Source organism: Pedobacter sp., assembly GCF_037719805.1.
Classification (GTDB): domain Bacteria; phylum Bacteroidota; class Bacteroidia; order Sphingobacteriales; family Sphingobacteriaceae; genus Pedobacter.
In genome coordinates this window covers 209,905-224,813 of sequence record NZ_JBBJLZ010000003.1, presented here as the reverse complement: position 1 = coordinate 224,813, position 14,909 = coordinate 209,905, and the positions used below count along the sequence as shown (strand labels likewise).

15 protein-coding genes are annotated in these 14,909 nt (G+C 40.3%); 7 read left to right on the top strand and 8 right to left on the bottom strand.

Annotated elements, in window-relative coordinates; translation table 11 throughout:
• Positions 1 to 32 precede the first annotated feature (32 nt).
• Positions 33 to 581: a C40 family peptidase gene (locus WKF66_RS10605; protein WP_489674421.1), complete on the top strand. Its 549-nt coding sequence runs from the start codon at positions 33 to 35 to the stop codon at positions 579 to 581.
• A gap of 12 nt (positions 582 to 593) precedes the next feature.
• Here the strand turns inward: WKF66_RS10605 and WKF66_RS10600 are convergent, their stop codons facing one another.
• Positions 594 to 1,481, bottom strand: a complete 888-nt coding sequence (locus tag WKF66_RS10600) for a flavin reductase family protein (RefSeq protein WP_489674420.1) — start codon at positions 1,479 to 1,481, stop codon at positions 594 to 596.
• Between the two features lie 8 nt (positions 1,482 to 1,489).
• Positions 1,490 to 2,485, bottom strand: coding sequence for a fumarylacetoacetate hydrolase family protein (locus WKF66_RS10595; RefSeq protein WP_489674419.1), 996 nt, complete (start codon positions 2,483 to 2,485; stop codon positions 1,490 to 1,492).
• Positions 2,486 to 2,790: 305 nt separating this feature from the next.
• Between WKF66_RS10595 and WKF66_RS10590 the strand changes: the two genes are divergently transcribed.
• The 3 genes from WKF66_RS10590 (at position 2,791) to WKF66_RS10580 (ending at position 6,147) form a co-directional block, all read left to right on the top strand.
• Positions 2,791 to 3,945, top strand: coding sequence for a homogentisate 1,2-dioxygenase (locus WKF66_RS10590; protein ID WP_489674418.1), 1,155 nt, complete (start codon positions 2,791 to 2,793; stop codon positions 3,943 to 3,945).
• 49 nt (positions 3,946 to 3,994) lie between these two features.
• Entirely contained in the window at positions 3,995 to 5,125 is a 1,131-nt protein-coding gene (gene hppD / locus WKF66_RS10585) for a 4-hydroxyphenylpyruvate dioxygenase (RefSeq protein WP_489674417.1), read from the top strand.
• A 104-nt stretch (positions 5,126 to 5,229) separates the two neighbouring features.
• Positions 5,230 to 6,147, top strand: coding sequence for a YihY/virulence factor BrkB family protein (locus tag WKF66_RS10580; RefSeq protein WP_489674416.1), 918 nt, complete (start codon positions 5,230 to 5,232; stop codon positions 6,145 to 6,147).
• Positions 6,148 to 6,225: 78 nt separating this feature from the next.
• Here the strand turns inward: WKF66_RS10580 and WKF66_RS10575 are convergent, their stop codons facing one another.
• Together WKF66_RS10575 and WKF66_RS10570 are read right to left on the bottom strand one after the other, a co-directional pair.
• The gene (locus WKF66_RS10575; RefSeq protein ID WP_489674415.1) at positions 6,226 to 6,813 is read right to left on the bottom strand and encodes a porin family protein; all 588 of its coding nucleotides are present in this window, start codon (positions 6,811 to 6,813) and stop codon (positions 6,226 to 6,228) included.
• A gap of 161 nt (positions 6,814 to 6,974) precedes the next feature.
• Entirely contained in the window at positions 6,975 to 7,274 is a 300-nt protein-coding gene (locus tag WKF66_RS10570; RefSeq protein ID WP_489674414.1) for a hypothetical protein, read from the bottom strand.
• 177 nt (positions 7,275 to 7,451) lie between these two features.
• Here WKF66_RS10570 and WKF66_RS10565 point away from each other — a divergent pair, with 177 nt between their 5' ends.
• Complete coding sequence (locus WKF66_RS10565) at positions 7,452 to 8,597, top strand: tetratricopeptide repeat protein (protein WP_489674413.1); 1,146 nt, start codon at positions 7,452 to 7,454, stop codon at positions 8,595 to 8,597.
• A gap of 23 nt (positions 8,598 to 8,620) precedes the next feature.
• On the opposite strand, the gene WKF66_RS10560 is transcribed toward WKF66_RS10565, so the two are convergent.
• Genes WKF66_RS10560 through WKF66_RS10550 form a run of 3 tightly spaced genes read right to left on the bottom strand, consistent with a single transcriptional unit; the run spans position 8,621 to position 11,714 of the window.
• Entirely contained in the window at positions 8,621 to 9,205 is a 585-nt protein-coding gene (locus WKF66_RS10560; protein WP_489674412.1) for a riboflavin synthase, read from the bottom strand.
• 5 nt (positions 9,206 to 9,210) lie between these two features.
• Positions 9,211 to 10,692 carry an acetyl-CoA carboxylase biotin carboxylase subunit gene (gene accC / locus WKF66_RS10555; protein WP_489674411.1) on the bottom strand — a complete coding sequence of 494 codons (1,482 nt, stop codon included), beginning with the start codon at positions 10,690 to 10,692 and terminating at the stop codon, positions 9,211 to 9,213.
• The gene (locus WKF66_RS10550; RefSeq protein WP_489674410.1) at positions 10,689 to 11,714 is read right to left on the bottom strand and encodes a threonine aldolase family protein; all 1,026 of its coding nucleotides are present in this window, start codon (positions 11,712 to 11,714) and stop codon (positions 10,689 to 10,691) included. Before WKF66_RS10550 ends, accC begins: the two co-directional genes overlap by 4 nt.
• 358 nt (positions 11,715 to 12,072) lie before the next feature.
• On the opposite strand from WKF66_RS10550, the gene WKF66_RS10545 reads away from it, so the two are divergent.
• Positions 12,073 to 12,930, top strand: coding sequence for an N-acetylglucosamine kinase (locus WKF66_RS10545; protein WP_489674409.1), 858 nt, complete (start codon positions 12,073 to 12,075; stop codon positions 12,928 to 12,930).
• Positions 12,931 to 13,004: 74 nt separating this feature from the next.
• Here WKF66_RS10545 and WKF66_RS10540 read toward each other — a convergent pair whose 3' ends face one another.
• A complete protein-coding gene (locus tag WKF66_RS10540) occupies positions 13,005 to 13,694 on the bottom strand; it encodes an NUDIX hydrolase (protein ID WP_489674408.1) in 690 nt (229 codons plus the stop codon).
• 224 nt (positions 13,695 to 13,918) lie between these two features.
• On the opposite strand from WKF66_RS10540, the gene pfkA reads away from it, so the two are divergent.
• On the top strand, positions 13,919 to 14,905 hold the full coding sequence (gene pfkA / locus WKF66_RS10535) for a 6-phosphofructokinase (protein WP_489674407.1): 987 nt from the start codon (positions 13,919 to 13,921) through the stop codon (positions 14,903 to 14,905).
• Positions 14,906 to 14,909 lie beyond the last annotated feature (4 nt).

Genomic DNA, 14,909 nt, shown 5'->3' with positions numbered 1-14,909 from the left:
AATTATATTTTCAATACCTTGGACTAATTGATATGAAGAAAACATTAATTTTATTCAGTCTGATTGTTACTAGTTTGTCCGTGGCGAAGGCCCAGACCACTATACCAGTTCAGTATCAGGAGATGGTTAATAAGCTAATTCGTCAGCTCCCTGAAAAGAAAGAAAAACAGGAAGAAATCCTGACTACAACACCCAATAAACTTCTTGAATTTGCAAAGACTATGTTGGGTATTCGTTACCGAACCGCTTCAAGTAGCCCATCCAGAGGTTTTGATTGCTCAGGCTTTGTCAACTATGTATTTAGCAACTTTGGCTTTAAAGTACCAAGGTCATCAAGGGACTTTGCTGCCAGCGGTGAAACTAAGAAGCTTGAAGATGCAAGAATTGGTGACGTTATTCTTTTTACCGGCACCAATAGCAGCTCACGCACACCAGGCCATGTTGGCATCGTATATTCTATCGATGGAGATGAAGTAAAGTTCATTCACTCCTCTTCTGGCCGTGCTAAAGGAGTAACCATTACCAGCCTTGATGAAGGTTTTTACAAAAAGCGTTTCCTGAAAATTGTTAGCATTCTATAGCAGCAAAAACATTTAAAGCAATACAACTTTCAAAGCCAGTTCAAGTTCACCTGTTGTTAAGAAGTGTTTTGCCAGTTCATGTAACTCGCGCGTTCTGTTATCCGCGTCCCCGATTGTTGCATCAAGCACTTCCTTCACCTCAGGCCTGGTCATAACATCATCCACTTCATCTGCCGAAGGCAAAGCATCTACATTACCTAACATCCCAAGATCATTACCAGTTAATACCATAGAATTCCTTACCGCATGTGGTAAAGCATCAACTCCTATCCCTAACGTTGTCAGTGGTTTTGGAACCTTAAATAGATTATCTTTTGTTACCCTGCAGTACCAGTCACCGCCGAGTCTGGCCACCAGGTCAATCTTCTCCTGATCTATCTTGCCCTCCAGGTCCAGAATGTCTTCATGGATGTGAATGAGCTTAATTTCTGCCAACACCAGGTTTCCTGCACCGGGGTTATTACCAAGATTGATCACTTCGTTAACCACACATTCAAATTGTACAGGTGCCTCTGCAACCCGTGGGGGCTTTACTAATTGCGAAGGCAACATGGTGAAGCCAGACTTCTCAAACTCATTTACGCCTTTTGCATATTCGGTACTAGCAAGGCTCATCTGTTGAACCATGGAGTAATTGACTATATTGATCACACATTCTTTTACCTCCAAAACGTTCTCTAAGCTGTGCTTGGTAGTGTTATCCCTCACACGTCTCGCCGGAGAAAATATGCAAAGTGGCGGGTTAGTACTAAACATATTGAAAAAACTATAGGGACTTAAGTTCACCTGACCGTCCTTGCTTATAGTTGTTGCGAAACAAATAGGCCTCGGTGCAATTGCATACTGTAAATAGTTTTGCAGCTGAAGGGGACTAAGATCAGCAGTTTCAAGTGTTAACATCCTACTTCCTACTTCTTTAAGGCTAAAATTGAGAAGCTACTATCGGCTTTGTTGATGATGTTTGTAAGCACTCCTAAACCCGTGACTTCCATCTCAACGATGTCTCCTTCTTTCAACCATTGCGGATGGTAAGCAGGGTCATTTAACAGACCGGTTCCGTTAAGCTCCAGAAAGCAACCAGTACCAACAGTTCCAGACCCGATGACATCACCAGGTAAGATGTCAACTCCGTAGGCACAACGTTCAATGATCTCAGCGAAAGTCCAGTCCATATCAGCCATATTGCCCGAAGAGACGCTTATTCCATTCACGGAACAGGACATCTTCAGATCATAAGCTTTACCGATATGGCCATCTTTAGCGGTGGTTGCGTATTCTTCCAGTTCATCAGGCGTGACCAGCCAAGGGCCAAGAATTGTGGAGAAATCTTTCCCTTTAGCAGGACCGAGATTTAACAGCATTTCTTCTAACTGTAAGGTTCTTGCAGACATGTCGTTCATAATCATGTATCCTGCAATGTAATTATCTGCCTCAGCAGCAGTGATGTTTCGTCCCTTCTTGCCGATGACTACCGCAACTTCCAACTCAAAGTCTAGTTTTTGAAAGTGATCAGGCATACATTCCACATCCCCCGGCCCCTGAATCGCATTGTGATTTGTAAAATAAAAGACAGGATACTGGTCGAATTCCGGAATCATTTCTACTTTGCGATTTCGCCTGGCTGCTGCAACGTGCTGGCGAAAAGCGTATGCGTCGCGACAGGAAGTTGGATGCGGAACAGGCGCCATTATCTCAAAGAAGGCTTCTTCTTTCGGTTCGATCTCCTTCGACTTGATTTGGGAATCGATCTTTCTTGCCCTTTCCATTAAGACGTCTGAATCTTTTAAAAAGTCAGCCATATTATCTGGCAGTTGTTTGTCGCAGGAATTAAGATTGTAGATATGACCATGTACAAAGACACCCAGGTGCTCTGTATCCTCTGTTTTATAAGATACAAGTTTCATAATGAGTTAGATTTAGGTTGTTTCAAAGCTAGATAAATTTGTAACAAGAACCTATAATTCCTTGTTTGCTAGATTATTTACCTAAATTAGCAGTCGCAAGAAAGCATGACGCCATATAGCAACACATATCAAGATCAAATAGCGAGACAAGCCTTGTCTTCATTCAGGTATGCTATGCTGTCTAAGCTTATCTTTGCGCAATATTCCTTTCTTTAGCCAGTTTTTGGCCCTTTTATTAAAATGCTTTCCGCGTTTTAAAATACTCCCTGTTTTTTATTAGTTCAAAAAATAATTCACCTGCGCTTATGCCTATATATCATACGTTAGGATCCATACCTGCCAAGCGACATACGGTTTTTCGTAAACCAGACGGAAACCTGTATGCAGAGGAACTGGTATCCACAGAAGGGTTTTCTAGTTTGTATTCTTTGGTTTATCACTGCTATCCCCCAACAATTGTAAAATCCCTGGGAACGCCTTATTCTGTAGAACCCACAATTGCGCGGGAAAAGCATTTGAAGCATACGAGTCTTATCGGTTTTAACATCAAGCCGGAAGACGACTACTTAGAAAGCAGGAAACCAGTACTTGTAAATAGTGATCTACACATTTCTCTGGCAGCGCCCAGGAAGTCAATGACGGATTACTTCTACAAAAATAGCCAGGCCGATGAAGTGATCTTCATTCACAAAGGATCGGGCACACTTAAGACAGGCTTTGGTAACATCACGTTTAAATATGGCGACTATCTGGTGGTGCCAAGAGGTACGATCTATCAATTTACATTTGATAATGAGGACAACCGCCTGTTTATTATCGAAAGCTTTAGCCCTATCCGAACACCAAAACGTTACCGCAACCAATATGGTCAGCTCATGGAACATGCCCCCTATTGTGAGCGTGATATCCGCAGGCCCTCCGACTTGGAAACGCATGACGAGCAGGGAGACTTTAAAGTACTGATAAAGAAACAAGGCTTAATCTACCCATATACCTATGGTACCCATCCTTTTGATTTTATAGGCTGGGACGGATTTCACTATCCCTGGGCGTTTTCAATACATGATTTCGAACCCATCACTGGTAGGCTACATCAGCCACCTCCGGTACACCAGACTTTTGAAGGGCATAACTTCGTGATCTGCTCTTTCGTTCCACGCAAGTACGACTATCATCCATTGTCCATCCCGGCGCCTTATAACCATAGCAATGTGGACAGTGATGAGGTCCTTTATTATGTTGATGGAGATTTTATGAGCAGAAAGAGTGTGGTTAAAGGCCAGATTACCTTGCATCCCGGCGGTATTCCTCATGGCCCTCATCCAGGGTCTGTGGAAAAATCCATTGGAAAAGAAAGTACGGATGAATTAGCGGTGATGATAGATCCTTTCAAACCATTGATGTTAACCGACTACGCAGTTGCGATTGAAGATGAGTCTTATTACCAATCATGGTCTTAGCTCTGGTTAACATAAAAAATAAAACAAGCATAGTAAACTAACGATAAACATGAGTACACAAACATTTGCAGAGAAGATAAGTAAGGCTCCAGATTTCTTGCCTATTAATGGCACGGATTTTATTGAACTGTATGTAGGAAATGCAAAACAAGCTGCCCATTATTACAAAACTGCGTTTGGTTTTCAATCATTGGCATACTCGGGACCGGAGACCGGCGTTCGCGACAAGGCTTCCTATGTGTTGCAGCAAGGAAAGATCAGGCTTGTGCTTACCTCCGGTCTCAAGTCGGACGGTGTTATTACCGAGCATGCCAAGAAGCATGGAGATGGTGTAAAGGTGCTTGCGTTATGGGTCGATGATGCTTACAGTGCGTTTGAAGAAACTACGAAGCGGGGTGCAAAACCATATATTGAGCCCTACACTTTGACCGATGAAAATGGAGAAGTGAAAATCTCTGGAATTTATACCTATGGTGAGACGGTCCATATGTTCATTGAAAGAAAGAATTACAGGGGGGCTTTTTTACCAAGATACCAGCCTTGGATTTGTGATTATAACCCCGCTGAAAGCGGACTACTTTATATAGACCACTGTGTAGGAAATGTGGGATGGAACAGGATGGATGAAACAGTTAAATGGTATGAAGAAGTTATGGGTTTCGTAAATATTCTATCATTTGATGATAAACAGATTAACACAGAATACTCTGCATTGATGAGTAAGGTGATGAGTAACGGAAACGGCTTTTCGAAGTTTCCGATAAATGAGCCGGCAGAGGGTAAAAAGAAATCACAAATAGAAGAGTACCTGGAATATTATGAGGGCGAAGGGGTGCAACATATTGCGGTGGCGACGAAAGATATTTTGTCGACTGTAAAAAGCTTGAAAGCTCGAGGGGTTGAGTTTTTAAGTGCACCTCCGGAAGCTTATTACAACATGATGCCATTAAGAGTTGGCGAGATTGATGAAGAGATTGAGCAGCTTAAAGAATTAGGTATTTTGGTAGACTGCGACGAAGAGGGCTATCTATTACAAATATTTACAAAACCTGTCGAAGACAGGCCAACGCTATTTTTTGAGATCATCCAGCGGAAGGGTGCACAGTCTTTCGGAGCTGGAAATTTCAAAGCGCTGTTCGAATCGTTAGAACGCGAGCAAGAGTTAAGGGGTAATTTATAACCTCTTATTCATTTGAAAACTGGGGAGGGCAACTATTGGTTTAGCTGCCCTCTTTTTTATTACAAAAAAATGGTTATTTTAGAATTTGATCAGCTGAGACCGCGATGATAAATGTTACCGACCGAGTAAAACTTTTTCTACTACGTAGCAAGGAAGCATTTGCGTTATTTCAGAAGAATGATCCCCTTCGACTGGCGGGAGCTACCGCTTTCTTTGCCAACTTTGCTTTACCTCCGATCTTGTTGATTTTGATCAGATTGTTTGGGTTCTTTTTCGACAGAAGAATATTTGCAACAAGATTATTTGAACGGTTAGGCGGCATTCTTGATGAACGTAGTACCACTCAGATCAGGCAGACACTTAGAAACATCATAGGTATTGACCATAAATGGTACGCAACCTTGATCAGTTTTGTATTTTTCTTATTTGTAGCCACTACACTTTTTAATGTTATCAAGAATTCCATGGATCAGATTTGGTCTATAGGCATCAGTGATGAATCGGGATTCCTATTTAGGTTGAAATTACGTGCCCGATCAATGGTCATCATCTTGCTAGCGGGGATGCTTTTTTTAACAGGCTTCATGACTGATAGCATTCAGGCATTTATTGGCGGGTATATCAATAACAGCGTTCCAACTTTTGCCAGGATCTTCTTTATTGTATTAAATCAGCTATTATTCATATTGATCGTTACCACATGGTTTACGGTACTTTTCAGGTTTTTAACGAATGGTAGACCAAAATGGATTGCAGCTGTTAGAGGAGGATTGCTAACCGGTATTCTCTTTACTATTGGGAAATACATTTTGCGAATTATGCTGCCGCTGAGTGGAATAGGAAATATTTATGGTGCATCAGGATCAATTGTCCTGATTATGCTTTTTGTCTTTTATTCTTCCTTCATATTTTACTTCGGCGCTTGTTACGTTAAAGTATTAAGCGATTCGAGAGATACTCCTATTCGCCCTATCAAGGGAACTTATAATTACGAGATCAAAGAAATAGTTAAAGACGTTTAGGTTTTAGAGACACTATTATTATTAATAAAAAAGGCGAACCATATATGTTCGCCTTTTTTATTAATAATAATAGTAAAATTAGAAAAGTCTGTAGGCTAATCCAATCGTAAACAAACTCAGTTTTGTATCGTTGTAACCGTCTTTACCGATCTTAGACAAGCCTTGTTCGAATCTTACATCGATACCAAGCTTGCTCACATCTAAACCGGCACCAAATTGCCAAGCAAAATTCTGTCCTTTAAAGTCTCCAGCCAATGCGCTCCCTGCGGCAGTTTTAATGGTCTGCTCGTCATCCAATATGAAAGACACCACTGGACCAGTATTTAGCCTTAACCCAATACCCGCAGCTCCAATCTTGGTACCGATCAAGATTGGCACATCCAAGCTTGTAAACTTTACAGTATTCTCAGCACCTGCATCATTTTTTAAAGTGGTATTCTTTCCGCTCAGGTATAGCTCTGGTTGTAAGTGAATTCCCGCGGCACCGATACGTGTCCAAAGACCAACATAATAACCCGCGCGGTTATCACTGCTAAATGTATTTTCAGTACTTAGCTTAGACAGATTTGTCCCGGCCTTTAACCCGAACTGGAAGCTCGGCACGATCTGACTGAAACCAGTCAGTCCAGAGCATAGCAATATTGCTGATAGGATTAATTTTTTCATGTTGTAATGTTTTATATTATAAATATTAAGTGAAAATATGAATTTTAAATTTCAAAAGTAACTATCTGTTAATTTATATAACAAACCTAAAGCTACAACCAAGTGATGAGACATAAAAAAACCAGGATTAAAACCCTGGCCTTATAAAACTAGAAATGGAACTATTGCCCCGTGGCTTCATCGATCGCCTGTTGTTCCTTTAAAGCATCCACGTTGTTTTTCGATCCGAAATTATCTGTTTTCTCTGCGAAGTAGTCAAGGATACTTTTTATCGTGTCCAGGTTATCCGCTACCCTTTGGTGCATATCAGGCAAATCCTGGTCCAGCTTCTTGTCACTCAGTTCTATATTATCTACCTCAATCTTGCCAAGCTTTTGTATAATTGCTTGTTGTGAGTGTTGTAAGTCTTCTAATTCTCTTACAATCTTCTCCATGAGTTCAAACTTCTTTAAAGTATCCATATTCGTGTTTTTAGTTAGATTAATTTTATAGTTACGTCTTTAGTTGTCCAATTATCTTGCCAACATAGAATGAATAATAGAAAATGGCTTGATAAAGGTTGATAATGAAATGAAAAAAGCGAAATTTGGATAATACCTAAATAACTAATACTTTAGTTATTTACTATAGTCAACCTTATGAAAAAGATTATACTATTTATTTTTGCCTTTACATGTATTCAGACCCTGAGGCTACAGGCGCAAAGTACCTTAGACAATGCTAAACTTTTGGATCTATATCAGACCCAACGGTATACAGAGGCGGCAGCTTACCTGCTCACCGTCTACAAGGAAGACACTCAAGATCCAAAAGAATTGTCTCAATTGGCTTATGCAAATCTAATGGCCGCTAAACTTGGGGATGCAGAAAAAAGCTATCTTAAATTGTATGCGCAACAACCAACAAATCTTTCAACGCTGTTTAGTCTCGCTAATATTAGCATTAGAAGAGGGATTGATGAAAAGGCCAAAGGATATTACGAGGAGATTTTGAAGTTGGACAGCACAAATTTCAATGTCTATAAGCAGTTGGCTTACTTGAATAAGGGCGATATCAATACCGAAAAAATAAAATATCTACGTAAAGCGAATGCTTTGAATCCTACTGATGCAGATGTTGCCTTCAGCCTTTGTGAAATATATTTCAAGATGAACTTTTTTAGTGGAGCTGATAAGATTTTGCAGCCGGCCCTCGCAGCTGATAGCACTAACCTTCAACTGTTGAAGATGAAAATGCCCATTAGCATGGCCAATAAAAAGTATGATGAATCTATTTCAACCGGTTTCAAGCTGTTGAGTTTCGGAGATAGCTCGACGTTCGTACTTAACAATTTGGCTAAGTCCTATTTTCTTAAGCTCGACTACCAAAATGCATTGAAGTATTTCCTGATCATCAACGACAAATCGTTCGATAATGAGGGACTATACTATAATATCGGGTTAAGCTATCGTGGGATTAAAGACTATAAAAACGCCGCGCCGTACTTCGATAAAGCCATAAAGGAGGGGATTTCTAACAAAATCGCATCTTACTATGGGCTCTTAGGTGATTCTTTTGAAGAGATCAATAGAAATGAGGAGGCCAACTCGGCCTATAAGCGTGGGTTGCTTTTTGAAAACAATGGGAGTTTATTGTACAACATCGCCCTGGTGTATGAGACGAAACTGAATGATAAAAAGAATGCCGTTAATTATTATGAGCAATACTTGAAAAGCATTAATGCGAAGGAACACCCTAAGCTAGTCGTCTTCATAAAAAACAAGATTACTGAATTAAAAAAGTGATCAGCGCCTGCTCAAAAGGCGGATTAACGCTTGAACAGTTTCGCTACATACTTGCCAATGATATCGAACTCAAGGTTGACCACGTCATTTTGAAGTATATCCTGAAGGTTTGTATGTTCATGAGTGTACGGTATGATAAAAACAGAAAATTCATCGTCTGCAGAATTAACGACAGTTAAGCTAATTCCATTAACGCATATCGAACCTTTCTCCACCGTTACGTTACCAGGGCCCAGGTCATATTTGAACCTATATTCCCAGCTTCCATCAAGTTCCGCCCGTTTAATACAAACCGCTGTCTGGTCAACGTGACCCTGAACGATATGTCCATCCAAACGACCATTCATTTGCATACAACGCTCCAAATTAACTTTGCTGTTTAGCTTCCAGTTGCCGAGATCTGTTTTTCGCAGCGTCTCGTCAATCGCAGTAACGGTATGACTTCCATTTTCCATGGCAACTACTGTAAGACAAACTCCGTTATGAGCAACGCTTTGATCAATCTTCAATTCATCGCTGATGGCAGATTGGATGGTGAAACTAACGTTGGTACCCTCCCGGGTGATAGCTGAGATTTCTCCCAGGGTTTCTATAATTCCTGTAAACATATATGTTAAAACTTCAATCTGTTCTTTCTCCACTTACTTTCAGCCAAGGGATGAGCTACAGCAACATTACTTTTTGGCATTTTAAAAGCCATTAAGGCCACGATTGCAGCAATGATCGTTTCTTCAGGATCCTCAGAAACTGGCCTTTCCGCATTAAAATACTTACCTACAAAATGAGTGTCGAAGTCCCCGCTTCTAAAAGCTTTATGCTGCATCACAAATTTCCCGAAGTTAAGCGTGGTTTTGATACCGGTAATGTCATATTCATCAATCGCCCTGATCATTCTTTCAATCGCCTCCTCTCGGTTGCTGCCAAAAACAATTAGCTTGGAAATCATGGGATCGTAGTAAATAGGGATCTCCATTCCTTGTTCGAAGCCATCATCCACACGAACGCCATTTCCTTTAGGCGTTCTATAGGTTTCTAAAGTACCAATATCTGGTAAAAAGCCATTTTCAGGATCTTCAGCATAAACCCGAAGTTCAATGGCATGACCATTGATTTTCAAATCTTCCTGCTTAAAACTTAAAGCTTCTCCACGGGCTATCCTAATTTGTTCTTTAACCAGATCCAGTCCGGTGATTAATTCAGTTACAGGATGCTCAACCTGAAGTCTCGTATTCATTTCAAGAAAGAAGAAATCAAGATTTTCATCTAGTATAAATTCCACGGTCCCTGCCCCCACATAGTGAACTGACTTTGCTACTTCGACCGCACAAGCGCCCATCTCTGTCCGCATTTTAGCAGTAAGTATACTTGATGGTGCCTCTTCCACTACCTTTTGGTGTCTCCGTTGAATGGAGCACTCGCGTTCGAACAAGTGGACAATATTTCCATGGGTATCTCCAAGTATCTGGATCTCTATATGTCTGGGTGAGGAAACGAACCTTTCTATAAATACGGCGCCATCTCCGAAAGCTGAGACGGCTTCACTAACTGCCAGCTGCATCTGCTCTTCAAAATCTTCTTTTGTGTTTACAATGCGCATCCCTTTACCGCCCCCACCGGCTGCTGCCTTGATCAATATTGGAAAGCCGACTTCAATAGCACGCAATTTTGCTTCTGCGACATCCGAAATTGCCTCATCAGTTCCGGGAACCATAGGGATGTTATGTTTAAGAGCTGCTGCCTTGGCTGAAAGTTTATTACCCATGATTTCCATAGCCTCTGGAGTTGGGCCGATAAGTATCAGGCCAGCTTCTTTCACCATTCTTGCAAATTTCGCATTCTCAGAAAGGAAGCCATAACCCGGATGAATGGCTTCAGCACCCGTCAATCTGCAAGCCTCAATTATGTTTTCACCTACTAAATAGGATTGATTCGAAGGTGCAGGGCCGATGCAAACCGCTTCATCAGCATATCTGACATGTAGGGCCTCCCGATCAGCATCCGAATAAACGGCGACGGTACTAATTCCCATCTCTCGCGCAGAACGCATAATTCTTAATGCGATTTCACCCCGGTTGGCAATCAGGATTTTTCTCATCGGAGATTTTTTATTGTTTCTAAAGCAAAATCAATCATTTCGGCATCAATTCCAAGGTGGGTAACCATTCTAATTGTCTTTTTACTTGTTGTACCGCAAGCAATGCCTTTGGCCGCAAATTGCGCCACAATCTCATCAGCTGAATAATTCGGAGTGACTTCAAAGATGACAATATTTGTTTGAACAGGCATTACGGAAGCAACGTAGTTGGTCTCGCTTAAGGCTTGAGCGAGTAAAACTGCATGTTGATGGTCAAATTTCAGTCGGTCAACATGATTGTCCAGCGCATAAATACCTGCTGCTGCAAGATATCCTGCCTGCCTCATTCCCCCACCGAAAGCCTTTCTAATCTTAACTGCTCTTTTAATTGTTTCTTTAGATCCAAGCAAGACAGAGCCGACAGGAGCGCCGAGGCCTTTAGACAAACAAACGGAGATACCGTCGAAGTGTTTGCCATAGTTTTTAGCGCTGTCACCTGTAGCTGCCAATGCGTTAAAAATCCTGGCTCCGTCCAAATGAAGCTTTAATCCCTTTATATTACAAAGTGTATGTATTGGCTCTATCTGCGACAGGCTGTAACAAGATCCCCCACCTTTATTCACTGTGTTTTCTAATACAACAAGCGTTGAATTGGGATAGTGAATATTGTCGTCATTAATCTCCGGTTCAATAAGTTCAGGTGATAGAATCCCCCTGGGACCATTCAGTAGTCGAACGGATGCCAGAGAATGGTACGCAATTCCACCACCTTCATAACGGTATACGTGTGCAGACTGATCACATATGACTTCATCCATGGGCTCGGTGAAGCACTTTATTGCGATCTGGTTAGTCATTGTTCCTGAGGGACAAAACAGCCCTGCTTCCATACTGAACATATCCGAAAGCTTAGCCTCCAGTGCAGACACTGTTTCATCTTCTCCAAACACATCATCCCCTACTTTTGCAGTCATCATAGCCTCGAGCATTCCTGGTGTTGGCTTGGTTACTGTATCACTTCTAAAATCAACTTTTATGGCCATAAATTAATACTAAACACAAATATTCGTATTTTTTGTTTAAAGCTAGAGTCTCTAAAATAAAAACAGCGTAAATAGTTCTTTTTTTAAGCTGTGGATGCACTTATTCACCCTTTTTGTTTGTGTAAAAGGAAAGAGACAATTATTAATTTGGATTTTAAAATAACAAGTGTATTTTAGCTTAGTGTTTATTTAACAATATGGTAACACAAAAACGGCGAGCCATGCGTTCGAAACAGCCCTTTAAACACGATTAAACTTATAAAAACTTAAAACAACCAAAACTAAAAGACGACATTTATGAAAGAAAACCATGTTCAGGCAATAGGATTATTGACTTTTATTCAAAAATCTAAGTAAGATGATAGTTATTGCAGACGGTGGCTCTACCAAAACAAATTGGTGTTTAATTAACGAGGCGGGCAGAAAAATTCTATTTAACACAGAAGGTTATAATCCATACTTTTCGAGTGAAGAATACATTGTTGAATCTTTGAATAACTCTTTACCGGATCATCTGGAGAAAGAGAAACTTACTGAGGTTCATTACTATGGCGCAGGCTGTTCTACAGATGCGAAGCGTAAGATCGTTTACGACGCCATGAAACAAGTTTTTTCAAACGCAGATGTAAAAATTGGACACGATCTTTTGGCATCTTGCAGAGCTTTACTTGGCGACGAACCTGGTTTTGCAGCCATTCTAGGTACAGGCACAAACAGTTGCTTGTATGATGGCACCGAGATTAGCCTTAATATTGATTCCCTGGGATATTTCCTTGGTGATGAGGGTAGTGGTTGCTTTATCGGTAAAAGAATCCTTTCTGATTACATGAAAGGATATATGCCAAAAGGCTTAAGAGAAAGTTTTTATGATAATTTCGCATTAACTAACGAAGATATATTCGATAACATCTACAACAAACCACTTCCGAACCGTTTTTGTGCAGGCTTTAGTAAATTCTTGTACGACTTTAAAGACAGTTACGAAGACTATACGTACTCAACAATTGAATATGCATTTACTGCATTTTTCGAGAATCTTGTTGTTCATTATCCGAACTACAAAGACTATAAATTAAACTGTGTAGGTTCGGTGGGATATAGCTTTAGAGATATCTTAAGTGTTGTCGCTGACAAATATGAAATGGGTATTGGGAAGATCATCCGCTCTCCTATAGATGATCTTGTAAATTATCACTTGAATACATCAAAGAAATAAAAAGGATTTTTAATTCAAATGCCCCCAAACAGTTAGACACTGATCGGGGGCATTTTTTATGAGCCATAGTTCGGTTAGAAAGATATTTCTTTTCCAAATAACTTGGCATATCGCCTTTTGTCAAACTTATATAGTGTAGCAGCACGAAAGGATACACCTTGTTGCTTTTCTTCGAGATCTTTAAGTACTCCAAAGCTGAGCATCTTCTTCCGGAAGTTACGCTTGTCCAATTTCTTGTTTAAAATAACTTCGTAAACATTCTGTAATTGCGTAAGCGTGAATTTCTCAGGTAACAGTTCGAAAGCTATTGGTTGGTGTTTGATTCTCCTTTTAATCTTTTCAAGACCGGTTTCAAAGATCTTTTGATGATCAAATGCAAGTTTAGGCAGATCTTTTACATCTATCCAGTTGGCCTTTTTTGCATAAGTACTAATTGGTTTCACTGCCTTATCTCCTCCAAGCCTCAACAAAGCATAATAAGCGATGCTGACTACCCTACCTTGCGGGTGACGGTTAACATCACCAAAAGTATAATACTGTTCCATGTAGATGTTGCTCAAACCGGTAAGCTCATTTAATATCCTGGCAGCAGACTGATCCAAACTCTCGTTTTCGCCAACGATATTCCCCGGTAAAGCCCACCAGTCTTTAAATGGCTCTTGATTCCTTTCAATCAGCAAGATCTTCAATTCTCCTTCATCAAATCCAAAAACGACACAGTCAATGGAGAATGTGGAATTAAACTTTGGTAAAACTTCGCTCAAAATAGTTAGTATTTATAATTTATTAGTTCTCATTCTCAGACCTCTTTCCAATCTTACAAATATATACCGATTCTTCAGAATCAAATTATAGATTCGGTGAGAAAAATAGTAATATAATCCTGAAAAAGGTAAAATACATTTAATATCCTTGCCCGCTAATTACAAAAAAAATACACTTAAAATTACTTAGTGTAAATATTACACCTTATATTCGTATATAAATTATGAAGCCAAATATTAAAAATATTGCTGTACTTACTTCAGGCGGCGATGCTCCTGGAATGAACGCCTGCATCAGAGCGGTAGTTCGGACCGGAATATATAACGGAGTGAATATGTTTGGGGTTTTGCAAGGATACCAGGGACTAATAAATAACAATATTATCCCGATGGATGCAAGATCCGTTAGTAACACGATACACATGGGTGGCACCATTCTTAAAACTGCCCGCTGTTTAGAATTTAAAACAGACGAAGGAATGGAAACTGCCTTTAAAAACTTACAATCAAGAGATATAGATGGCTTAGTTGTAATTGGTGGTGATGGAACTTTCACAGGTGCTCAACGGTTTGGTCAGAAGTTCGGTGTTAGAGTGATGGGTGTTCCAGGAACTATAGACAACGACCTTTATGGATCTGACTTCACCTTAGGATACGACACCGCGATTAATACCGTTATTGAAGCAATAGACAAGATCAGAGATACGGCTGACTCACATGACAGGTTGTTCTTTATCGAAGTAATGGGCAGAGACTCCGGTTGTATTGCTTTAAGGAGTGGGATTGCAAGTGGTGCGGAAGCAGTTTTATTGCCCGAAAAAGAAACCGGCCTTGACGAATTGATCGCACAGTTGGAATCAGGAGCTTCAACTAAAAAATCCTCAAGTATCGTAATTGTATCTGAAGGAAATAAGCTTGGTGGAGCATATGACATCGCAAAGAAAGTTAAAGAGCGCTTTAATCATTATGATACAAAAGTGACTATATTAGGTCACCTTCAAAGAGGCGGTAGTCCAAGCAGCTTTGACAGAATATTAGGAAGCAGACTTGGGTTTGCGGCAGTAAATGAATTGTTAAAAGGTAATACCATGCAAATGGTTGGCCTGAGGGGTAACGAAGTCGTTACTACAGGAATTGAAGAAGCGTTGACAAGGCACTTTTTTAAATTAGAAAGTGATTTATTAGAAATGACAAAAGTATTGTCTATATAAATAT